Raw genomic sequence first — 21,137 nt, forward strand, 5'->3', positions numbered from 1 at the left:
CGGCCGCTCAAGGTTTCCACCCGCGATCCACCCCGGCTCCGATCTCCTGACCTGCGAATTTCCGTAGCTTCGAAGGCGTCGGCAGCACACGCTCCCGGCACCACCTTCTCCCTCACGGAGGCTCTGATGTCCGGGCTCGTCAACGTGCTGCTGATCGTGGCCGTCGTCGCCATAGTGGTCGTGCGGCAGTTCCGCGCCCGCGCGATCAACACGGACCGGCGATGGTGGCTGGTGCCCGTGATCCTCGCCGTCGTCGCGCTGCGGGAGCCGGGCATCGTCGACGCCCACCACCGCGTGGAATCCGCCGCGCTGCTGGTGGTGGAACTGCTCATAGGTCTGGGCATGGGCGCAGGCTGGGCCTGGACCACCCGCATCTGGACGGCGCCGGACGGCGTCGTGTGGACCAAGAGCACCAAGGCGAGCGCCGCCGTGTGGCTCGGGGGCATAGCCCTGCGGATCGGTGTCTTCGCCATCGGCGCGGTCCTCGGTGTACACCAGGACAGCTCCGCCCTGATGCTCGGCCTCGCCGGCACCCTGCTGGTCCGCGGCGGAGTCCTGGTCTGGCGGGCCCAGTCCCTCGGCGCCACGAGCCGTCCCGCCCCGACGTACGGTGACGTCAGCAGGCCTGCGTGGAAGGAGCGCGTGTGACGGAGAACGCCTGGACGCGCTGGCCGTCGCGGGAAGCACTCGGCCGCGAGGGGATCTCCCGGCCCCGGCGCATGCTCGCCTGGGCGGTCCGGCTGCTCGTGCTCGCTCTGCTCCTGTGGGGCGCGTTCCAGCAGAATTCCGTCAGCCTCTGGGAAGCGCTGGCGGCAGCGGCGGGAGTGCTCCTCGCCGGCGGTGTCGCCTGGGCGTTCTTCCGGACCACCTACGAACATCGGCTGGTGCCCTCCCTCGCGCTCATCACCGTGCTGCTGGGCATCGCGGTAGCGGCCCAGGCCACCGGGTTCAGAGGTCCGGCCCTGGTGATCTGGTGCGGCTGCGGGATCGGTGCCCTGGAGCGGCTCCCGCTCGCCGCCGCCGGCCCCGTGACCTCGGTCGCCCTGGCCTCGTACTCCGCGTTCAACAACGACGTCTGGCTGACCACGGCCGCCACGGTGGCGGGCATGGCCCTCGCCGGATACGTCCTGCGGCTGGACGCGGAGGCCAGGGGCAGCGCACAGCGACTGCTCGCCCAGGAGCGGGCCGCGCGGGTCGCGGAGGCCGAGTCCGCGGCGCTGGGCGAGCGGGCCAGGATCGCCCGCGAGATCCACGACGTGCTGGCCCACAGCCTCTCGGCGCAACTGGTGCACCTGGAAGCGGCCCGGCTCCTGATCGAGAACGGCGCGGACCGCGAGCGGATCCTGGAGCGCGTGGTCGCCGCCCGGGGCATGGCCCGGGACGGCCTCGCCGAGACCAGGCAGGCACTGTCCGCCCTGCGGGGCGAGCTGACGCCGCTGGAGGACTTCCTGGGCGAACTCGTCAGCGGGGCCGAGCACGCCGAGGTCACCGTCACGGGTGAGCGCAGGCCCCTGCCGGCCGAGGCGTCGCAAGCCGTGCGCCGGGTCGCGCAGGAGGCGCTGACGAACGTCCGCAAGCACGCCCAGGGCGCCAAGGTGCACATGCGGCTCGACTACAGCGAGCACGAAGTGACGCTGAACGTGCGGGACTCGGGCGGCAGGCCGGGCGAACTCACGGGAGCCGGCGCCGGGTACGGTCTGCTCGGTATGCGCGAGCGTGCCGAACTGCTGGGCGGCTCGCTGGACGCGGGGCCGGACGAGAAGGGGTTCGTGGTGACGCTGAAGGTGCCCGTATGACGGAGAGGGAGGGGGAGAGGAAGCCCGCGCGCGTGGTGGTCGCCGACGACCAGACCGTGGTGCGGGAGGGCATCGTGATGCTGCTCGGGCTGCTGCCCGGTGTCGAGGTCGTCGGTGCCGCCGGAGACGGTGAGGAGGCGGTGCGGCTGGTCGGGGAACTGGCGCCGGACGTCGTCCTGATGGATCTTCGGATGCCGCGCTGCGACGGGGTCGAGGCCACCCGGCGGATCCGGGAGCAGTACCCCGCGACGCAGGTCGTGGTGCTCACGACGTACGCGGACGACGAGTCGCTGTTCCCCGCGCTGCGTGCGGGTGCGCGGGGCTATCTGACCAAGGACGCCGGCGGTGACGAGATCGTGCGTGCCGTGGAGAGCGTGCTGTCGGGGGACGCGGGGCTGTCGCCGAGTGTCCAGCGCCGGTTGCTGGAGCGTCTGTCGCAGCCCGAGTCGGGCCCGGCGGCGGCCGTCGCCGCGGCGCCCGACGGGCTGACCGCGCGCGAGACCGAGGTCCTGGTGCTGATCGCGGAAGGTCTCACCAATCAGGAGATCGCCCGCAGGCTCCATGTCTCGACCGCGACCGTGAAGACGCACATCAACAATCTCTTCGCCAAGACGGGCCTCAAGGACCGGGCGCAGGCGGTGCGTTACGCGTACGGCAAGGGCCTGGTCCGGCCCCCTGCGAAGTGAGTCACCTTTTGGGGTGAAGCGTCGGGGAAGAAGAGTCAGGGAACTTCCCGATCTGTCCATCCTTGGGCATGCAGTCAAGCAACGGTCGTGCCCGCGGGTCCGGGGACGGTCCCGAGAGTTCGGCCGAGAACCAGGAAGACCAAGGCGCCCCCACCCGCGACGTGCGGTACGAGGACCCTTGGTACGACGCACTGGCCTCCGGCTGGGGCGAGTTGGACGGAGCCGGGATGCCGGCGCCGGCCGTACCGTCGGCGCGCGGGGAGCGGGGCGGAGCGGCGGTGCGTGCACGCGACGTGTACGTCGAGGTGCAGCGCAGCGCGGCTTTCCAGGAGGTGCGCAGCAGGTACCGGCGGTTCGTGGTGCCGGGGGTCGCGGCCTTCCTCGCCTGGTACGTGGCCTACGTGGTCGCCGCGACGACGGCGCCCGGGCTCATGGCACGGCCCGTGGCGGGGGCGGTGAACGTGGCGATGCTCGCCGGGCTCGGCCAGTTCCTGACCACGTTCCTGCTCACCTGGGCCTACGCCCGGCACGCGCGGTTGCGCCGGGACCGGGCCGCGCTGGAACTGCGCTGGGACACCCAGGAGCTGGCCCGCGGAGCGCGGGGAGGTGCCTCGTGACCGGTGGGCATCAGACCCTGGCGCTTTCGCTGTTCAGCGTTTTCGTGGCCGTCACCCTCGGGATCACGACCTGGGTGAGCAGACGGCGGCGTGGTTCGGCGGAGGAGTTCTACGCGGGCGGGCGGTTGTTCTCCCCTATGGAGAATGGTTTTGCCATCGCGGGCGACTATGTGTCCGCGGCCTCCTTCCTCGGTGTCACGGGGCTCATCGCGCTGTTCGGGTACGACGGGCTGCTGTATGTGGTGGGCTTCCTGGTGGCGTGGCTCGTGGTGCTGTTCCTGGTGGCCGAACTGGTGCGCAACTGCGGAAGGTTCACCCTGGCCGACGTGGTGGCCGCGCGGATGAGGGAGCGGCCGGTGCGGATCGCCGCGGGTGCCTCCTCGGTGACCGTGTCCGTTCTGTACCTGGTGGCGCAGATGGTCGGCGCGGGCAGCCTGGTGGCGCTGCTGCTGGGGCGGACGAGCGGGGCGGCGCAGGCCTGGACGGTCATCGGAGTCGGTGCGCTCATGGTGATCTACGTGTCGTTGGGCGGGATGCGGGCCACCACCTGGATCCAGATCGTGAAGGCGGTGCTGCTGCTCGGCGGGACGATCGCGCTGACCGTGCTCGTCCTGCTGCGCTTCCACGGCGACGTCGACGGGCTGCTGGTCACGGCCGCGGAGCGCAGCGGTCACGGGAACGCGTTCCTGGCGCCGGGCCTCAGGTACGGCGGGAACTGGACCGCCCGCCTCGACTTCATCAGCCTGGGTCTCGCGCTGGTACTGGGTACGGCCGGGCTGCCGCACATCCTGTCCCGCTTCTACACGGTGCCGACCGCGCGGGCCGCCCGGCGCTCAGCGGTGTGGTCCATCGGCCTGATCGGTGGGTTCTACCTGATGACGATCGTCCTCGGGTTCGGGGCCGCGGCGGTCGTGGGACCGGAGGCGCTGCGCGCCTCGAACGAGGCGGGGAACACAGCGATGCCGCTCCTCGCCCTGGATCTGGGCGGCGGCGCCGGGTCCACGGGTGGAACGGTTCTCTTCGCGGTGGTCGCCGCCGTCGCCTTCGCCACGATCCTCGCCGTGGTCGCCGGGATCACGCTGGCATCCTCGGCCTCGGTCGCCCATGACCTGTACGCGTCGCTCAGACGGTCGCGGGGCAGGGCGCGCAGCGAGGTGGCGGTGGCGAGGGTAGCGGCGGTCGGCATCGGCGTCGTGGCGATCGGGCTCGGTCTGCTGGCCCGCGACCTCAATGTCGCCTTCCTGGTGGGCCTCGCCTTCGCGGTCGCCGCGTCGGCGAACCTGCCGGTGCTGATGTACTCGCTGTTCTGGCGCGGCTTCACCACGCGCGGCGCGGTGTGGGCCGTCTACGGCGGACTGATCCCGGCGCTCGGACTGGTGCTGCTGTCACCGGTGGTGTCCGGCAGCCCGGGCTCGCTGTTCCCGGAGATCGACTTCCAGTACTTCCCGCTGCAGAACCCGGGCATCGTGTCCATCCCGCTGGGCTTCCTCGCCGGCTGGCTGGGCACGGTCACCTCGGACGAGCCCGCGGACGAGGCGGGTTACGCCGAGACGGAGGTCCGGTCGCTCACCGGGGCGGGGGCCGTGTAGCGGGGCCGTACGGACGTTCACGGTGCCACCCACGCGTACCGGTGTTCCGGGCGGCCGGTGTCGCCGTACTTCAGGGAGAGGCGCAGGCGGCCGGCCTGTTCGAGGTGGCGGAGGTAGCGCTGGGCCGTGGAGCGGCTCAGGCCGGTGCGGGTGGCGACCTCATGGGCCGACAGCGGGTGTTCGGAGCGGTGCAGGACGCCGCAGATCAGGTCCGTCGTGGGCTCCGTGTGGCCGCTCGGCAGGCCGGGTGCGGACGGGGCGGCAGCCGTGCGCAGCGCCCCGAAGATGCGGTCCACCTGGTCCTGTCCCGTCAGACCCCGGCCGCCGACCCGGTCGACCGTGCGGCGCAGGGCGGCGTAGGAGTCCAGGCGGGTGCGCAGCGCGGCGAACGTGAACGGTTTGACCAGGTAGTGCAGGGCGCCCAGGCGCATCGCCTGCTGGACGGTCGCCACGTCGCTGGCCGCCGTGATCATGATGACGTCCGTGCCGTGGCCCTGCTCCCGCATGCGGTGGACGAGTTCGAGGCCGGTCTGGTCCGGCAGGTAGTGGTCGAGCAGAACCAGGTCGATGGCGCCGCGTTCGACGGTCGCCAGGGCCTGGGCGGCGCTGTGCGCGCGAGCGGCCACCCGGAAGCCGGGAACCTTTCCCACGTACTTGGCGTTTATCTCTGCGACGCGGAAGTCGTCGTCCACCACCAGGACGTCAATCATCAGGCCTCTCCTCCAAGGCCGAGCGAGCATTGAGCCCGTGTTTCGGCTCCGCAGTTGTAACCCGAGCAAAATGAGCACAACAGGCCCTTGCGAGCAAAAGAACGGCTTGTGCTCACAAGACTGCTGTCGTGGCCGGGGTCACACCTACCGTCCCGGGCCATGAGCGCACACACCAGCCCCGCCATCGAGTTGCGGGGCGCCAGTAAGACCTTCAGAACCCCGTCGGGGGGACTGCACACGGCCGTGCGCGGCCTGGACCTCACCGTCGAGCGTGGCGAGTTCGTGGCCGTCGTAGGACCCACCGGCTGCGGCAAGTCCACCACGCTGACCCTGGTCAGCGGCCTGGAGGAGCCCAGCGAGGGCGAGGTGCTGGTGGCCGGGGAGCCGGTCGGCGGCGTCGGCGACAAGGTCGGCTTCGTCTTCCAGCAGGACGCCACCTTCCCCTGGCGTACGGTCCTGTCCAACGTGATGGCGGGCCCGCGTTTCCGCGGTGTGCCCAAGGCGGAGGCGAAGGAGAAGGCCCGGGACTGGCTGGCCCGGGTCGGGCTCGCCGGCTTCGAGGACCGTTACCCGCACCAGCTCTCCGGCGGTCAGCGCAAGCGCGTCGCCCTCGCCGCCACCTTCGTCAACGACCCCGAGATCCTGCTGATGGACGAGCCGTTCTCGGCGCTCGACGTGCAGACCCGGGCGCTGATGTCGGACGAGCTGCTGGAGCTGTGGGAGGGCACGGGCGCCTCGGTCGTCTTCGTCACCCACGACCTGGAGGAGTCCATCGCGCTGGCCGACAGGGTGGTGGTGATGACCGCCGGGCCCGCGACGGTGAAGCAGGTCTTCGAGATCGATCTGCCCCGGCCGCGCAAGGTCGAGTCGGTGCGCCTGGAACCGCGGTTCATCGAGATCTACCGCGAGATCTGGGAGTCCCTGGGCGAAGAGGTCCGTATCACCCGCGAGAGGGGTGCCGCCCGTGTCGCCTGAGGTTCTCAGCACGCCGGTCGTCGACACCGTCAAGGCCCCCGACCGCGCACAGACCCGCGCCGCGGCCGCCCGCCGCCGCAAGCTCTTCGTCAACGCGGTGCGCGTGGCGCTCCTGGTGGCCGTCCTCGGACTGTGGGAGGCACTGTCCCGGGCGAAGGTCATCGACCCGTTCAACTTCTCGATGCCCTCGAGGATCTGGGACCAGATCTGGACCTGGACGACTCATGGGACCGCTCTAGGCTCCCTGGGCGAGCAGATCTGGTACACGCTCTACGAGGCGTTGCTCGGCTGGGGCATCGGCGTGGTTGCCGGTGTGCTCCTCGGCATTGCGCTCGGGCGGATCAGATTGCTCGCCGAGGTCCTTGGTCCGTACATCAAGGTGCTCAACTCGATCCCCAGGATCGTCCTCGCGCCCATCTTCCTGATCTGGTTCGGACTCGGGCCTTCCTCCAAGATCGCCTCCGCGGTCGTGCTGGTCTTCTTCCCGGTGTTCTTCAACGCCTTCCAGGGCGCCCGCGAGGTGGACCGCAACCTGGTGGCCAACGCCCGCATCCTGGGCGCGAGCGACCGCAGGGTGACGCTCCAGGTGGTCATTCCGTCGGCCACCTCTTGGATCTTCACGAGCCTCCACGTCAGCTTCGGCTTCGCGCTCATCGGCGCCATCGTCGGCGAGTACATCGGCGCGACCAAGGGCATCGGCCTGCTCGTCGCGCAGTCGCAGAACACCTTCAACGCGGCAGGCGTGTACGCCGCGATGGTCATCCTCGCGGCCGTGGCCCTCGTCGCCGAGGGGCTGCTGACCTTCGCGGAGCGCCGCATCTTCCGCTGGAAGCCCGCCGGTTCCGACAGCTGACCCGCCGCTTCCCCTCCCCACACCTTTGCTCACTCACAAGGACGTGAACCGTATGCGCAAGACCGCCAGATACGCCTCGACGGCCGTCGCCGGCCTGCTCGCCCTCTCCTCGCTGACCGCCTGCGCCAACGACGCGGCCAGTTCCACGGCCGACACCGGCAGCGGCGGGGGCGGCGGCAAGGGCGAGACCGTCAAGATCATGGTCGGCGGCCTCGACAAGGTCATCTACCTGCCCGCGATGCTCACCCAGCGCCTCGGCTACTTCCAGGCCGAGGGACTGAACGTCCAGCTCCTCAGCGAGCCCGCCGGGGTGCAGGCCGAGACCGCGCTGGTCTCCGGCCAGGTGCAGGGCGCGGTCGGCTTCTACGACCACACCCTCGACCTGCAGACGAAGGGCAAGTCGGTCGAGTCCGTCGTGCAGTTCTCGCAGGCGCCCGGCGAGGTCGAGGTCGTCTCGAACAAGGCGGCCGGGGAGCTGACCTCGCCCAAGGACTTCAAGGGCCGCAAGCTGGGCGTGACGGGACTCGGCTCCTCGACCGACTTCCTCACGAAGTACCTGGCGGTCAAGAACGGCGTGAACGTCAGCGAGTTCACGCCCGTCGCGGTGGGGGCGGGCCCGACGTTCATCGCGGCGCTGCAGAAGGGCGCGATCGACGGCGGTATGACCACCGACCCGACGGTCGCGACCATCCTGGACAAGAAGGCCGGCAAGATCCTCATCGACATGCGCACCCCCGAGGGTTCGCAGAAGGCGCTGGGCGGGCCGTACCCGTCGTCGAGTCTGTACATGCAGACGGACTGGGTGAACGGACACAAGAAGACCGTCCAGAAGTTGGTCGACGCATTCGTCAAGACGCTCAAGTGGATGTCCACCCACAGCGCCGACGAGATCGCCGCCAAGATGCCCGCCGACTACTCCCAGGGCGACAAGGCGCTCTACGCCCAGTCCATCAAGAGCACCTTGCCGATGTTCACCGACGACGGCGTGATGCCGCAGGGCGGTCCGGAGACCGTCGAGAAGGTGCTCAAGGCGTTCAACCCGAACATCAAGAACGCGAACGTCGACCTGAGCAAGACGTACACCACCGAGTTCGCCGAAGCGGCCAATTAGGCAGGACGACCGCACGACCGCCGCATGACGTGCGCTCAGGCGCGGGTCGCCCACACGTAACGGTGTTCCGGGCGGCCCGCGTCGCCGTACTTCAGGGTCAGGTGCGCCCGTCCCGTGCGCTCCAGGAGCTTGAGATAGCGCTGGGCGGTCTGGCGGCTCACCCCGGTCCGCTCGGCGATCTCCTGGGCGGACAGCGAGCCCTGGGCGTCCACCAGCGCCTGGCGCACCAGCTCGGCCGTCGCGGGGGAGTGCCCCTTGGGAAGCGCGGGCCCGGACGGCGCGGACAGGGCGCCGAAGATGCGGTCGACCTGGGCCTGCTCGGCTTCGCCACCGCCGTCCAGGGTGCGCCGCAGCTCGGCGTACGCCAGCAGCTTGGCCCGCAGCCCGGCGAAGGCGAAGGGCTTCACCAGGTACTGCAGGGCGCCCTGCCGCATGGCGGCCTGCACCGTGGTGACGTCCCGCGCGGCCGTCACCATGATCACGTCGGCCTGGTGGCCGCGCCGGCGCATCTCCCCGACGACCGCGAGACCCGTGCCGTCCGGCAGATGGTGGTCCATCAGGACGAGGTCGAGCCGTGGCAGGGTCTCCACCTGACGCAGTGCCTCGGCCGCGCTGTGCGCCTCGCCGGCCACGTGGAAGCCGGGCACCTTCTCGACGTAGGCGGCGTGGACCCGGGCGACCCGGGTGTCGTCGTCCACGACCAGAACCTCGATCATCACGCCTCCTCCTCGGCGACCGCGACACCATCGCGCGGCCCGCCGGTCGCCACCGGCTCCGGTTCGGCCAGCGCCTCCGGCAGGACCACGACGAACTCCGCGCCGCCACCGTCGGCCGTGCCCACCGCCGCGCTGCCGCCCTGGCGTTCGGCGAGCCGGCGCACCAGCGAGAGCCCGATGCCCCGCTTGCCGTGCGCGGGCAGCTTCTTGGTGGACCATCCCTCGGTGAAGACCAACTCCCGCTGGTCCGGCGGGATTCCGGGGCCCGTGTCACGCACTCTGAGGACGACCGTACGACCCTCGGCGCGCAACTCGACCTCCACGCGCGCGTGGAGGGTGCCCGCGACTGCGTCGAGGGCGTTGTCGACGAGGTTGCCCACGACCGTGACCAGGCCCCGCGGATCGATCAGCCGGTCCGGGAGCCGGGTGCGTTCGGACACCCACAGCGCGACGCCGCGCTCGGCCGCCACGGTCGCCTTGCCGACCAGCAGCGCGGCGAGCAGCGCGTCGTGGATCTTCTCGGTGACCTGCTCGGCGGTGACCCGGTGGTCGCCGACCACCTCGCCGACGAACTCCACCGCGTCGTCGTACATCTCCAGTTCCAGCAGCCCGAGGAGGGTGTGCATGCGGTTGGCGTGCTCGTGGTCCTGGGCACGCAGGGCGTCGATCAGCCCGCGAGTGGAGTCGAGTTCCCGCCCCAGCTGCTCCACTTCGGTGCGGTCGCGCAGGGTGGCGACGGCGCCGCCGTCGTCGGTGGGCATACGGTTGGCGACCAGCACGCGCTGGCCGCGCACCGTCAGCAGGTCGGTGCCGGTCACCCGGCCGGCCAGCAGGTCCGTCGTGCGGCCCTCGCCGAGCGCTTCGTCGGGGGTCCGCCCGACGGCCTCGTCGCCGATGCCCAGCAGCCTGCGGGCCTCGTCGTTGAGCAGCCGGACCCGGCCGCCGCGGTCCAGGGCCACCACTCCCTCACGGATGCCGTGCAGCATCGCCTCGCGCTCCGCGAGCAGCGCCGAGATGTCGGAGAAGGCCAGGTCCCGGGTCTGCCGCTGCACCCGGCGGGAGATCAGCCAGGCGGCCAGCGCGGCGACCGCGAGGGCACCTCCCGCGTATGCGAACAGCCCCGGGATCGCACCGATCAGCCGTGCCCGCACGCTGTCGTAGGCGATGCCCACCGAGACCGCCCCGATGATGCGGTGGTCGGCGTCGTACAACGGCACCTTGCCTCGCGCCGAGCGTCCCAGGGTGCCCTTGTCGATCTCCATGACCTCCTTGCCCTCCAGGGCGTCCTTCGGGCTCGTGGAGACCTCCCGGCCGATCTCCGACGCAGTGGGATGCGACCAGCGCACCCAGTGGCGGTCCAGCACCACGATGTACTCGGCGTGCGTGGCCCGCCGGATCCGCTCGGCCTCCTTCTGCACCGGGCCGTTCCTGGTCGGCGGGGTGGTCAGGACCCCCTCGGCGATCTGCGGGTCCTGAGCCGTGGTCTCGGCGATGGCCAGCGCGCGGCGCATCGACTCCTGGTCCAGCTGTTTGCTCAGCGGTGCCAGGAACAGGCCGGTCGCGAGCACCGCCACTCCCGCCGCGATCGTCAGCTGCATCAGCAGCACCTGCGAGAACACCCGCCGTGGCATACCGAGGCGCAGACGGCGTACGGGGGGAGTGGGGCTCATGGGCACGACGGTACGTGGGGAGCCCCGGCACACCCCAGGGGGTGTGGTGTGGATCTCTTGACCGGTTCTTGAGCGACCGGTGGCTCATCTTGACGAGGTTGACGGGCGGTTCAGCTAGCCAGCGCGGTCGGCCGCACTTCGCGCACCGCCAGCACGTCCATCCGCGCGGGCGCGCCGAGGACCGCGGCGCCGCAGCTCTCCGGGTGGGGCGGCAGCGACCTGCCCTGCGCCACGGTGACCCGCCAGCAGCGGCCGTCGGCATGGCCGACGACGATCTCCCAGCGCGGGGCCGCGCCGTCGGTCCGTACGACGCTCAGCACGCCCGCCCGGTACTCGCCCGCAACCGAGCGGACCGCCAGCTCGGCCGCCTGCCCGGGCCGCTCCCAGGCGGAGCACCCGCGACACCCCTCGACGACCACGCGGCCCTCCTGGACGCCGTGCAGGGCCTCCTTGACGGTGTGCGCCCCGGCGCGGCCGTAGGCGTAGCCGTAGGGCAGGACGAGCACCGTCGGCGCGAAGCGATGTCCACCCAGATGGGTGACCTCCCAGATCCCGCGCACCCCGGAGTCGGCCAGCTCGGTGGCGAGCGGGCGGCCCAGCAGGGCGCAGCACCGGTCGCGCTTGCCGTTGGTGCACACGAGGGCGAGCGGGGCGCCGGTGTGCGGCCGCCCGCCGATCGCCTCGGCGAAGGACCGGGGGTCGCCCGCACCGAGGGCGGCGAAGTCGAGGCGCAGGAGCCGCCGCGGGTCGCGCGTGGTGGCGCCGTGCAGCCACACGCGCCCCGGAACGGTGTGGGCGGCGTACACCTGCCGGATCGCGGGTCCGCCCGGGTCGGCGTGGCGCCCGGGGCGCCGGATGAGGGCGACGCGCACACCCGTGCCCTCCGCGGCGGCCTCCAGCGCCCGGCCCACGGCCGGGTCCAGGTGGCTCGAAGTGAGCGCCTTGGCACCCCACGGGCCGGGCTGTTCCAGCAGCAGCCACGTCGTCGCCCTGGCCGCCGTACCGGAGACCGGCTCGTCGAGGCTCCGGGAGACGGTCGCACACGTACTCACACAGGTGAGCCTAACCTGCCTCCCCGGAGGGCGACTTCCGGCCGGGTCCGTGTCGGACGCCGGCGGCCTGCTCGCGGGGAGCCGCGGTGCTCGCTACTCCGGGAGGGGCTGCGGCGGGCGCGCGCCGACGTAGTGGCCGACGGGGCGCATGCGCAGCGGGCGCTCGCCGTACTCCTCCAGGGTGTGCGCGATCCAGCCCGCCGTGCGGGCGACGGCGAAGATCGTCTCACCGGTGGTGGCGGGCATGCCGAAGGAGGCGGTGAACACGGCCAGGGCCAGGTCCACATTGGCGTGCAGCGGGGTGTGCCGGGCGGTCGTGGCGACGATGTCGCGGGCCGCGAGCAGGGCCGGCTCCGCGCGCGGGATGCGTTCCAGGAGGCCGAACAGCACGCGCGCGCGGGGGTCCTCGCCCGTGTAGAGGCGATGGCCGAGCCCGGGGACGCGACGGCCCGCGCGCAGTTCGTCGGCGATCACCGGCACCGCGGTGCCCCGTTCGAGGACGTCGAGCAGCATCCGGTGGGCCAGGCCGCTGCTGGCCCCGTGCAGCGGGCCCTCCAGGACGCCGAGGCCGGCCGAGACGGCCGCGTAGGCGTGTGCGCGGGCCGAGGCGGCGACCCGGACGGCGAGCGTGGAGGCGGCCAGGTCGTGGTCGGCGAGCAGGGCGAGCGCGGTGTCCAGGACGCGCAGGGAGGCCTCGTCGGCCGGGAGGCCGGTCAGCCGGCCCCACAGGCGGTGGGCCAGCGGGCCGTCGTCCCTGCGGTCGTGCAGGACCGGTGGCAGCGCGGCCACCAGCGTGGGGATGAGTGCGCGAGCCGTGTTGAGCACGGCCTCCTCGGACAGGTCGAAGCGCAGCGGGTCCTCGGCCGCCGCGGCGATCGTCGCCACCCGCAGGCGGTCCGTGGGGGAGGTGTGCTCGGGCAGCGCGGCCACGGCGTGACGGGCGACCCGCACCGTCGCCCCAGGCGCGGTGAAGGTCACGCCGGGGGAGAGGCGGCCGGTCCACAGCCACTCCGCGACCTCCTCGTAGGAGTGGCGGGCGGCCAGTTCGGTGGCGTCGACGCCGCGGAAGTAGTACCGGTCCCTGTCGATCAGCGTGATCCGGGTGCGTACCGAGAGGTCCCCGCCCGAGCCCGGTGCGCCGGCGCTCTCCCGCCGGTTGCGGCGGGCGAGGGCCTCCACCTCCTTCGCCTCGAAGGTGCTGGCGCGGCCGCCTGGTTCGCGTCTGCTGCCGAGCAGGCCGCGGCTCACATACGCGTACACCGTCTCCGGCTTCACGCCGAGCAGTTCGGCGGTCTCCTTGGTGGTCAGCCTCCGGCCGGGCCGGGTGGAAGCGGTTTCGTGATCGCGCATGGGGATCACGGTAGCCGCCTCTGCACATCTTGATGGCTATGGATTGATCCAATCAATATTGACAGTTTTGGAGTCAAGCATGGACAGTCGGATCAAGTCCAGGGAGGAGAATCATGACCATCAACAGGACCGCGACCCCGCTCGTCGACGTACCGCGAGGACTCGCCGGCGTCGTCGTCACGGAGACCGAGATCGGTGACGTCCGGGGGCGCGAGGGCTTCTACCACTACCGCCAGTACCCGGCGGTCGAACTCGCGCGGACCCGCCGCTTCGAGGACGTCTGGCACCTCCTCGTGCACGGCACGCTCCCGGACCCCGGGCGCGGCGCCGCCTTCGCGGCCGAGACCGCCGCGCTGCGCCGGCTGCCCGGGGAGGTCCGCGCGGCCCTGCCCGGCATCGCCGCCGCGAGCCGCGCCTCCGGCCCGCTGGCCGGCCTGCGCACCGCGCTGTCCCTGCTGGGTGCGGCACGGGGATTCCGGCCGGTGTACGACATCGACGCCGACCGGCGCCGCGCCGACACCCTGGCCGCCTGCGCGGCCGTACCCACCCTGCTCACCGCCCTGTACCGGCTCGGACGGGGACTCGAACCGGTCGAGCCGCGCGAGGACCTCTCGTACGCGGCCAACTACCTGTACATGCTGACCGGTTCGGAACCCGACCCGCGCCACGCCCGCGCCCTCGAGCAATACTTGATCTCAACCATTGACCATGGATTCAATGCATCAACCTTCACCGCCCGGGTCATCGCCTCCACGGGCGCCGACGTGGCGGCCTGCCTGACCGGAGCCGTGGGCGCGCTCTCGGGACCGCTGCACGGAGGAGCCCCCAGCCGGGCCCTGGACACCCTGGACGCGATCGGCACGCCGGACCGGATCGACGCATGGATCCGGGAGCGGGTGCTCGCCGGGGACCGGATCATGGGATTCGGGCACGCGGTCTACCGCACGGAGGACCCCCGCTCGCGGATGCTCCGGGAGACGGCCCTCGGCTTCGGCGGCCCCCGTGTGCACTTCGCCGTGCAGGTGGAGCGCCGGGTCGAGGCCATCCTCGCCGAGCTGAAGCCGGGCCGCGAACTGCACACGAACGTCGAGTTCTACGCCGGAGTGGTCATGGAACTGTGCGGCCTGCCCCGGGAGATGTTCACCCCCACCTTCGCCGCGGCACGGGTCGTGGGCTGGAGCGCCAACATCCTGGAGCAGGCGGCCGACCCGAAGATCATCCGCCCGGTGGCGCGGTACGTGGGGCCCGAGCCGCAGGTGGCGGTACCGGCCGCGCTCTGACCCGCGCGGGCCGGCGGCGAGGGCCTCTTATCCTGGTCGGGCAGCCGGTCCACAGGAGAGAGGTCACCCGTTGGGGAACAGCAGCGGTCCGCAGATCCCGGTCGTCGTGCTCGCCGGATTCCTGGGCTCCGGGAAGACCACGCTCCTCAACCACCTCCTGCACCGCAGCGGAGGAAGCCGCATCGGGGCGATCGTCAACGACTTCGGGGCCATCGAGATCGACGCGATGGCCGTCGCCGGCGCCCTCGGCGACTCGACCGTCTCGCTCGGCAACGGCTGCCTGTGCTGCGCCGTCGACGCCGGTGAACTCGACGTCTACCTGGACCGGCTCGCCGACCCGGCCACCGGCATCGACGTGATCGTCATCGAGGCCAGCGGCCTCGCCGAACCGCAGGAACTCGTGCGGATGGTGCTGGCCAGCGAGCACCCTGGCATCATGTACGGCGGCCTCGTCGAGGTCGTCGACGCCGCCGAGTTCGACGACACGCGCGCGAAGCACCCCGAGATCGACCGGCATCTCGGCCTCGCCGACCTGGTCGTCGTCAACAAGCTCGACCGGGCGGGCGACGCCGGACGCGTGCTCGGGCTCGTGCGCTCCCTCACCCACCACGCAGCCGTCGTCCCCGCCACCTACGGCCGGATCGACCCCGAGTTCCTCTTCGACTGCCGGCCCGGCGAGGAGCGCATCGGCCAGCTCTCCTTCGACGACCTGCACGAGCACGCCGGCGACGGACACGCCGGTCATCTGCACACGGCCTACGACAGCCTGTCCTTCACCTCCGGCGTACCCATGGACCCGCGTCGGCTGATGCGGTTCCTGGACAGCAGGCCCGAGGGGCTGTACCGGATCAAGGGGTACGTCGACTTCGGGCCGTACGACGCCCGCAACCGCTACGCCGTACACGCCGTCGGCCGGTTCCTGCGCTTCTACCCCGAGCCCTGGACGCCCGCCGGGGCCCGCCTCACACAGCTCGTGCTGATCGGCTCCGGCATCGAGGCCGAGGCCCTCGGCAAGGAGCTGGAGGGGTGCAGGAACGACGCCCCACACGCCGACGAGCGCGGCATGTGGGGCGTCCTGCGCTATGTACCGGGCTCCGAGGAGGAGCCCGGCGCGGAGCCGTACGAGCCCTAGGAGACCGGGCCCGCCACCACGGCGACCGTCTTCGCCAGCGAGGTGCCCGAGCCGTCCCGGCGCGGGTCCAGCTCCGGGAGCTCAGCCGGAGTGCCGTTCTTCTGCGCCGCGCGCGCGGGAACCGGGCCCGCCCAGGCCAGCGCCAGGCAGTCCTCGCCCTTCAGGAACCGCTGGCAGCGCACGCCACCGGTGGCGCGGCCCTTGCGCGGGTACTGGTCGAACGGGGTCAGCTTGGCCGTCGTCTGCACCGAGTCGTCCAGGGTGCCGCGCGAGCCGGCCACCGTGAACACCACCGCGTCGACGGCCGGGTCGACCGCCGTGAAGGAGATGACCTTGGCGCCCTCGGTGAGCTTGACGCCCGCCATACCGCCCGCCGGTCGGCCCTGCGGACGGACGATGGAGGCCTGGAACCGCAGCAGCTGCGCGTCGTCCGTGATGAACACCAGGTCCTCCTCGCCGGTGCGCAGCTCCACCGCGCCGACGATCCGGTCGCCCTCCTTGAGCGTGATGACCTCCAACTCGTCCTTGTTGGACGGGTAGTCGGGCACCACACGCTTGACGACGCCCTGCTCGGTGCCGAGCGCGAGACCCGGGGACGACTCGTCCAGCGTCATCAGGCAGACCACCGTCTCGTCGTCCTCCACGGACACGAACTCCGCCAGCGGAGCGCCTCCGGAGAGGTTCGGCGCCGTGGCCGTCTCGGGCAGCTGCGGCAGGTCCACCACGTTGATCCGCAGCAGACGGCCCGACGAGGTCACCGCGCCGATCTCGCCGCGCGCGGTCGCGGGGACCGCCGAGACGATCACGTCGTGCTTGACCCGCCTGGCGTCCTCCTCCTCCGGGAACGGCTCGCCGGTCGACGTGCGGGCCAGCAGGCCCGTCGAGGACAGCAGCACCCGGCACGGGTCGTCGGCCACCTGCAGGGGCACCGTGGCAGCCGGGGCGCCCCCGGACTCCAGCAGGACCGTGCGCCGGTCGGTGCCGAACTTCTTGGTGACGGCGGCCAGTTCGGCCGAGACCAGCTTGCGCAGCTCCGCGTCCGAGTCCAGGATCCGGGTCAGCTCCGCGATCTCCGCGGTGAGCCGCTCCTTCTCCGCCTCCAGCTCGATGCGGTCGTACTTGGTGAGCCGGCGCAGCGGCGTGTCGAGGATGTACTGCGTCTGCACCTCGCTCAGCGAGAACCGCTCCATCAGGCGCTCCTTGGCCTGCGCGGAGTTCTCGCTGGACCGGATCAGCCGGATGACCTCGTCGATGTCGACCAGCGCGGTCAGCAGACCCTCGACCAGGTGCAGCCGGTCCCGGCGCTTGCCGCGGCGGAACTCGCTCCGGCGGCGGACCACGTCGAAGCGGTGGTCGAGGTAGACCTCCAGCAGCTCCTTCAGGCCCAGGGTGAGCGGCTGGCCGTCGACCAGGGCGACGTTGTTGATGCCGAAGGACTCCTCCATCGGCGTCAGCTTGTACAGCTGCTCCAGGATCGCCTCCGGCACGAAGCCGTTCTTGATCTCGATGACCAGACGCAGGCCGTGCTCACGGTCGGTGAGGTCCTTGACGTCGGCGATGCCCTGGACCTTCTTCGCGTTGACCAGGTCCTTGATCTTCGCGATGACCTTCTCGGGGCCGACCGCGAACGGCAGTTCGGTGATCACCAGGCCCTTGCGGCGGGCGGTCACCGTGTCGATCGTGACCGTCGCACGCATCTTGAAGGTGCCGCGGCCGGTCGCGTACGCGTCCCGGATGCCGTCCAGGCCGACGATCCGGCCGCCGGTGGGCAGGTCGGGCCCCGGGACGTGCTTCATCAGCGCGTCCAGATCGGCGTTCGGGTACTTGATCAGGTGGCGGGCGGCCGCGATGACCTCGCGCAGGTTGTGCGGCGGCATGTTCGTCGCCATGCCGACCGCGATGCCCGAGGAGCCGTTGACCAGCAGGTTCGGGAACGCGGCGGGCAGCGCCACCGGTTCCTGCTCCTGGCCGTCGTAGTTCGGCGCGAAGTCGACCGTGTCCTCGTCGATCGACTCGGTCATCAGGCTCGTCGCCTCGGCCTGACGGCACTCGGTGTACCGCATGGCGGCCGGCGGGTCGTCGTTGCCCAGCGAGCCGAAGTTGCCATGGCCGTCCACCAGCGGCACGCGCATGGAGAAGGGCTGCGCCATGCGCACCAGGGCGTCGTAGATCGACGCGTCGCCGTGCGGGTGCAGCTTGCCCATGACCTCGCCGACGACACGGGCGCACTTCACGTAGCCGCGGTCGGGGCGCAGGCCCATCTCGTTCATCTGGTAGACGATCCGGCGGTGCACCGGCTTGAGGCCGTCACGGGCGTCCGGCAGGGCGCGCGAGTAGATGACCGAGTACGCGTACTCGAGGTAGGAGCCACGCATCTCGTCCACGACGTCGATGTCGAGGATCTTCTCCTCGTACGGATCGTCGGGCGGCGGGGTCTTCGTGCTGCGGCGGGCCATCGCTGCCGGCTCCTCCTGATCTGGTCGCTCGCCTACGGGGCGCGCACCCTTCGGCTCGCTCTTGCTGAAGCGGTTGACGGATCTGTCGCGGACCATTGTGGACCGCCGCACTGACAACCCGGGCCGCGACCCGGTCTCCACGGCCCGCCCGGCGCCCGTGAGGCCGCCGGAGCGGGGTGCGACGCAGGCTACGCGATCCGCTGTGGGCGTACGCGCAGCGGGAACTCCGCCGGGGCCCCGCACGCTTTGCATACAGTGGCAGGAACGGCAGGAAAAACGCGGTTTGCACAACCGCCTCCGCTCGCGAAGGGACGTACATGCCCATGGGTCACACGACCACAGCCGAGGCAGGCTCCGGGGGCCTGGCAGCGACCGAGCACCGCCTGGCCAACGGTCTGCGCGTGGTGCTCTCCGAGGACCACCTGACCCCCGTGGCGGCGGTCTGCCTCTGGTACGACGTCGGCTCGCGCCACGAGGTCGAGGGGCGTACCGGCCTGGCCCACCTCTTCGAGCACCTGATGTTCCAGGGCTCGGGCCAGGTCAAGGGCAACGGCCACTTCGAGCTGGTGCAGGGTGCCGGCGGCTCGCTCAACGGCACCACCAGCTTCGAGCGCACCAACTACTTCGAGACCATGCCCGCCCACCAGCTGGAGCTGGCGCTCTGGCTGGAGGCCGACCGCATGGGCTCCCTGCTGGCGGCCCTGGACGACGAGTCCATGGAGAACCAGCGCGACGTCGTCAAGAACGAGCGCCGCCAGCGCTACGACAACGTCCCCTACGGCACCGCCTTCGAGAAGCTGACGGCGCTGTCGTACCCGGCGGGCCACCCCTACCACCACACGCCGATCGGCTCGATGGCGGACCTGGACGCGGCCACCCTGGAGGACGCGCGCCGGTTCTTCCGCACCTACTACGCGCCGAACAACGCGGTGCTCTCCGTGGTCGGCGACATCGACCCCCAGCAGACGCTCGCCTGGGTCGAGAAGTACTTCGGCTCCATCCAGTCCCACGACGGCAAGCCCGCGCCCAGGGACGGCGCCCTGCCGGAGGTCATCGGCGAACAGCTGCGCGAGGTGCTCGTCGAGGAGGTCCCGGCGCGCGCCCTGATGGCCGCCTACCGGCTCCCGCAGGACGGCACGCGCGCGTGCGACGCGGCCGACCTCGCCCTGACCGTCCTCGGCGGCGGCGAGTCCTCCCGCCTGTACAACCGGCTGGTGCGCCGCGACCGTACGGCCGTCGCGGCCGGCTTCGGCCTGCTGCGCCTGGCGGGCGCGCCCTCGATGGGCTGGCTGGACGTGAAGACCTCCGGTGACGTCGAGGTGCCGGTCATCGAGACCGCCATCGACGAGGAGCTGGCCCGGTTCGCCGAGGAGGGCCCCACGCCCGAGGAAATGGAGCGCGCCCAGGCCCAGTTGGAGCGCGAGTGGCTGGACCGGCTGGGCACGGTCGCCGGGCGCGCCGACGAACTGTGCCGGTACGCCGTCCTGTTCGGCGACCCGCAGCTCGCGCTGACCGCCGTGAAGCGCGTCCTGGAGGTCACCCCCGAGGAGGTCCAGGAGGTCGCCAAGGCCCGCCTGCGCCCCGACAACCGCGCGGTCCTGGTCTACGAGCCGAAGTCCCCGCAGGACGTCCAGGACGCCGACGTGCCCGCGGACCCGGAGTCGGAAGCGACCGTAGAGGCCGGCAACGAGAACGAGGAGACGGCCAAGTGACCGAGCTCGCCACCATGGACTTCCACCCCCGCCCGCAGGCCGGCGAGGCCAGGCCGTGGGCCTTCCCCGCCCCCGAGCGCGGCACGCTGGACAACGGCCTGACCGTGCTGCGCTGCCACCGTCCCGGCCAGCAGGTCGTCGCCGTCGAGGTGCTGCTGGACGCGCCCCTGGACGCCGAGCCGGCCGGCCTGGACGGCGTCGCCACGATCATGGCGCGCGCCTTCTCCGAGGGCACCGACAAGCACTCCGCCGAGGAGTTCGCCGCCGAGCTGGAGCGCGCGGGCGCCACCCTGGACGCGCACGCCGACCACCCCGGCGTCCGGCTCAGCCTGGAGGTGCCGGTCTCCCGGCTGGCCAAGGGCCTCGGCCTGGTGGCCGACGCCCTGCGCGCGCCCGCCTTCGCCGAGAGCGAGGTCGAGCGGCTGGTCCGCAACCGCCTGGACGAGATCCCGCACGAGCTGGCGAACCCCGCCCGCCGGGCCGCCAAGGAGCTCTCCAAGGAGCTGTTCCCGGGAACCTCGCGCATGTCCCGCCCGCGCCAGGGCACCGAGGAGACGGTCGAGAAGATCGACGAGGCCGCCGTGCGCGCCTTCTACGACCGGCATGTGCGGCCCGCCACGGCCACCGCGGTCGTGGTCGGCGACCTCACCGGTGTGGACCTGGACGTGCTGCTCGGCGAGACCCTCGGCGCCTGGACCGGCACGCCCGGCGAGCCCCGGCCCGTGCCGCCGGTGACCGCCGACGACACCGGCCGCGTGATCGTCGTGGACCGGCCCGGCGCCGTCCAGACGCAGCTGCTCATCGGCCGGGTCGGGCCGGACCGGCACGACCGGGTGTGGCCCGCCCAGGTGCTCGGCACCTACTGCCTCGGCGGCACCCTCACCTCCCGCCTGGACCGCGTGCTGCGCGAGGAGAAGGGCTACACCTACGGAGTGCGCGCCTTCGGGCAGGTCCTGCGCTCGGCGCCGGACGGCACGGGCGCGTCGATGCTCGCCATCAGCGGCTCCGTGGACACCCCCAACACCGGTCCCGCGCTGGGGGACCTGTGGAAGGTGCTGCGCACCCTCGCGGCGGAGGGCCTGACCGACGCCGAGCGGGACGTCGCGGTGCAGAACCTCGTCGGCGTGGCGCCGCTGAAGTACGAGACAGCGGCGGCCGTCGCGAGCACCCTGGCCGACCAGGTCGAGCAGCACCTGCCCGACGACTTCCAGGCGACGCTGTACCGGCAGCTGGCCGCGACGGGCACGGTGGAGGCCACCGCGGCCGCCGTCAGCGCCTTCCCGGTGGACCGCCTGGTGACGGTCCTCGTCGGTGACGCCTCGCAGATCAAGGCGCCGGTCGAGGCGCTCGGCATCGGCGAAGTCACCGTCGTCACCGCGGAGTAGCGGCGCCCGGCAAGCCGTACGCGCGCGAGGGGCCCCGACGATCCACG

Annotated in this window: 18 protein-coding genes; 12 read left to right on the forward strand and 6 right to left on the reverse strand. The window is 71.8% G+C overall.

Going from position 1 to position 21,137, the window contains the following annotated elements; genetic code table 11:
* Nucleotides 1–126: 126 nt before the first annotated feature.
* The 5 genes from ACZ7FF_RS19280 (at nucleotide 127) to ACZ7FF_RS19300 (ending at nucleotide 4,688) form a co-directional block, all read left to right on the forward strand.
* Entirely contained in the window at nucleotides 127–648 is a 522-nt protein-coding gene (locus tag ACZ7FF_RS19280) for a DUF1453 domain-containing protein (RefSeq protein ID WP_470813423.1), read from the forward strand.
* Entirely contained in the window at nucleotides 645–1,796 is a 1,152-nt protein-coding gene (locus ACZ7FF_RS19285; RefSeq protein WP_470813424.1) for a sensor histidine kinase, read from the forward strand. Before ACZ7FF_RS19280 ends, ACZ7FF_RS19285 begins: the two co-directional genes overlap by 4 nt.
* The gene (locus tag ACZ7FF_RS19290; RefSeq protein WP_470813425.1) at nucleotides 1,793–2,482 is read left to right on the forward strand and encodes a response regulator transcription factor; all 690 of its coding nucleotides are present in this window, start codon (nucleotides 1,793–1,795) and stop codon (nucleotides 2,480–2,482) included. The genes ACZ7FF_RS19285 and ACZ7FF_RS19290 overlap by 4 nt, the downstream gene beginning before the upstream one ends.
* A gap of 68 nt (nucleotides 2,483–2,550) precedes the next feature.
* Nucleotides 2,551–3,099, forward strand: coding sequence for a DUF485 domain-containing protein (locus ACZ7FF_RS19295; RefSeq protein ID WP_470813426.1), 549 nt, complete (start codon nucleotides 2,551–2,553; stop codon nucleotides 3,097–3,099).
* Nucleotides 3,096–4,688 carry a solute symporter family protein gene (locus tag ACZ7FF_RS19300; protein WP_470813427.1) on the forward strand — a complete coding sequence of 531 codons (1,593 nt, stop codon included), beginning with the start codon at nucleotides 3,096–3,098 and terminating at the stop codon, nucleotides 4,686–4,688. The genes ACZ7FF_RS19295 and ACZ7FF_RS19300 overlap by 4 nt, the downstream gene beginning before the upstream one ends.
* Before the next feature lie 17 nt (nucleotides 4,689–4,705).
* Here the strand turns inward: ACZ7FF_RS19300 and ACZ7FF_RS19305 are convergent, their stop codons facing one another.
* Nucleotides 4,706–5,398 (reverse strand): response regulator, encoded by a 693-nt coding sequence (locus ACZ7FF_RS19305; RefSeq protein WP_470813428.1) that lies wholly within the window; start codon nucleotides 5,396–5,398, stop codon nucleotides 4,706–4,708.
* 159 nt (nucleotides 5,399–5,557) lie between these two features.
* Here ACZ7FF_RS19305 and ACZ7FF_RS19310 point away from each other — a divergent pair, with 159 nt between their 5' ends.
* From ACZ7FF_RS19310 to ACZ7FF_RS19320, 3 genes are read left to right on the forward strand one after another with little or no spacing between them, the layout of a single operon-like run.
* Complete coding sequence (locus tag ACZ7FF_RS19310; RefSeq protein WP_470813429.1) at nucleotides 5,558–6,373, forward strand: ABC transporter ATP-binding protein; 816 nt, start codon at nucleotides 5,558–5,560, stop codon at nucleotides 6,371–6,373.
* Complete coding sequence (locus ACZ7FF_RS19315; RefSeq protein ID WP_470813430.1) at nucleotides 6,363–7,226, forward strand: ABC transporter permease; 864 nt, start codon at nucleotides 6,363–6,365, stop codon at nucleotides 7,224–7,226. Before ACZ7FF_RS19310 ends, ACZ7FF_RS19315 begins: the two co-directional genes overlap by 11 nt.
* A 52-nt stretch (nucleotides 7,227–7,278) precedes the next feature.
* Nucleotides 7,279–8,337 carry an ABC transporter substrate-binding protein gene (locus ACZ7FF_RS19320; protein ID WP_470813431.1) on the forward strand — a complete coding sequence of 353 codons (1,059 nt, stop codon included), beginning with the start codon at nucleotides 7,279–7,281 and terminating at the stop codon, nucleotides 8,335–8,337.
* A gap of 35 nt (nucleotides 8,338–8,372) precedes the next feature.
* Here ACZ7FF_RS19320 and ACZ7FF_RS19325 read toward each other — a convergent pair whose 3' ends face one another.
* The 4 genes from ACZ7FF_RS19325 to ACZ7FF_RS19340 form a co-directional block, all read right to left on the reverse strand.
* A complete protein-coding gene (locus tag ACZ7FF_RS19325; RefSeq protein WP_470813432.1) occupies nucleotides 8,373–9,053 on the reverse strand; it encodes a response regulator in 681 nt (226 codons plus the stop codon).
* Nucleotides 9,053–10,723: an ATP-binding protein gene (locus ACZ7FF_RS19330; RefSeq protein ID WP_470813433.1), complete on the reverse strand. Its 1,671-nt coding sequence runs from the start codon at nucleotides 10,721–10,723 to the stop codon at nucleotides 9,053–9,055. Before ACZ7FF_RS19330 ends, ACZ7FF_RS19325 begins: the two co-directional genes overlap by 1 nt.
* Before the next feature lie 110 nt (nucleotides 10,724–10,833).
* On the reverse strand, nucleotides 10,834–11,775 hold the full coding sequence (locus ACZ7FF_RS19335) for a sucrase ferredoxin (RefSeq protein WP_470813434.1): 942 nt from the start codon (nucleotides 11,773–11,775) through the stop codon (nucleotides 10,834–10,836).
* A 93-nt stretch (nucleotides 11,776–11,868) separates the two neighbouring features.
* A complete protein-coding gene (locus tag ACZ7FF_RS19340) occupies nucleotides 11,869–13,125 on the reverse strand; it encodes a citrate synthase (RefSeq protein ID WP_470813435.1) in 1,257 nt (418 codons plus the stop codon).
* Between the two features lie 113 nt (nucleotides 13,126–13,238).
* Between ACZ7FF_RS19340 and ACZ7FF_RS19345 the strand changes: the two genes are divergently transcribed.
* A complete protein-coding gene (locus ACZ7FF_RS19345; protein WP_470813436.1) occupies nucleotides 13,239–14,405 on the forward strand; it encodes a citrate synthase in 1,167 nt (388 codons plus the stop codon).
* 70 nt (nucleotides 14,406–14,475) lie between these two features.
* The gene (locus ACZ7FF_RS19350; RefSeq protein ID WP_470813437.1) at nucleotides 14,476–15,537 is read left to right on the forward strand and encodes a CobW family GTP-binding protein; all 1,062 of its coding nucleotides are present in this window, start codon (nucleotides 14,476–14,478) and stop codon (nucleotides 15,535–15,537) included.
* Here the strand turns inward: ACZ7FF_RS19350 and ACZ7FF_RS19355 are convergent.
* The gene (locus tag ACZ7FF_RS19355) at nucleotides 15,534–17,993 is read right to left on the reverse strand and encodes a DNA gyrase/topoisomerase IV subunit A (RefSeq protein WP_470813438.1); all 2,460 of its coding nucleotides are present in this window, start codon (nucleotides 17,991–17,993) and stop codon (nucleotides 15,534–15,536) included. The genes ACZ7FF_RS19350 and ACZ7FF_RS19355 overlap by 4 nt on opposite strands.
* A gap of 317 nt (nucleotides 17,994–18,310) precedes the next feature.
* Between ACZ7FF_RS19355 and ACZ7FF_RS19360 the strand changes: the two genes are divergently transcribed.
* Both ACZ7FF_RS19360 and ACZ7FF_RS19365 read left to right on the forward strand, forming a co-directional pair.
* Nucleotides 18,311–19,705, forward strand: a complete 1,395-nt coding sequence (locus tag ACZ7FF_RS19360) for a M16 family metallopeptidase (protein ID WP_470813439.1) — start codon at nucleotides 18,311–18,313, stop codon at nucleotides 19,703–19,705.
* Complete coding sequence (locus tag ACZ7FF_RS19365; protein ID WP_470813440.1) at nucleotides 19,702–21,090, forward strand: M16 family metallopeptidase; 1,389 nt, start codon at nucleotides 19,702–19,704, stop codon at nucleotides 21,088–21,090. The genes ACZ7FF_RS19360 and ACZ7FF_RS19365 overlap by 4 nt, the downstream gene beginning before the upstream one ends.
* The last annotated feature ends 47 nt before the right edge of the window (nucleotides 21,091–21,137 follow it).

This window comes from Streptomyces sp. NPDC037126 (assembly GCF_055605965.1).

What these genes read in the sequence shown, in the direction of transcription:
- ACZ7FF_RS19290 (WP_470813425.1), top strand. Translation starts at nt 1,793, where the DNA reads ATGACGGAGAGGGAGGGGGAGAGGAAGCCCGCGCGCGTGGTGGTCGCC.
- ACZ7FF_RS19345 (WP_470813436.1), top strand. Translation starts at nt 13,239, where the DNA reads ATGACCATCAACAGGACCGCGACCCCGCTCGTCGACGTACCGCGAGGA.
- ACZ7FF_RS19355 (WP_470813438.1), bottom strand. Translation starts at nt 17,993, where the DNA reads ATGGCCCGCCGCAGCACGAAGACCCCGCCGCCCGACGATCCGTACGAG.
- ACZ7FF_RS19305 (WP_470813428.1), bottom strand. Translation starts at nt 5,398, where the DNA reads ATGATTGACGTCCTGGTGGTGGACGACGACTTCCGCGTCGCAGAGATA.
- ACZ7FF_RS19360 (WP_470813439.1), top strand. Translation starts at nt 18,311, where the DNA reads ATGCCCATGGGTCACACGACCACAGCCGAGGCAGGCTCCGGGGGCCTG.
- ACZ7FF_RS19330 (WP_470813433.1), bottom strand. Translation starts at nt 10,723, where the DNA reads ATGAGCCCCACTCCCCCCGTACGCCGTCTGCGCCTCGGTATGCCACGG.
- ACZ7FF_RS19320 (WP_470813431.1), top strand. Translation starts at nt 7,279, where the DNA reads ATGCGCAAGACCGCCAGATACGCCTCGACGGCCGTCGCCGGCCTGCTC.
- ACZ7FF_RS19340 (WP_470813435.1), bottom strand. Translation starts at nt 13,125, where the DNA reads ATGCGCGATCACGAAACCGCTTCCACCCGGCCCGGCCGGAGGCTGACC.
- ACZ7FF_RS19310 (WP_470813429.1), top strand. Translation starts at nt 5,558, where the DNA reads ATGAGCGCACACACCAGCCCCGCCATCGAGTTGCGGGGCGCCAGTAAG.
- ACZ7FF_RS19295 (WP_470813426.1), top strand. Translation starts at nt 2,551, where the DNA reads ATGCAGTCAAGCAACGGTCGTGCCCGCGGGTCCGGGGACGGTCCCGAG.
- ACZ7FF_RS19325 (WP_470813432.1), bottom strand. Translation starts at nt 9,053, where the DNA reads ATGATCGAGGTTCTGGTCGTGGACGACGACACCCGGGTCGCCCGGGTC.
- ACZ7FF_RS19280 (WP_470813423.1), top strand. Translation starts at nt 127, where the DNA reads ATGTCCGGGCTCGTCAACGTGCTGCTGATCGTGGCCGTCGTCGCCATA.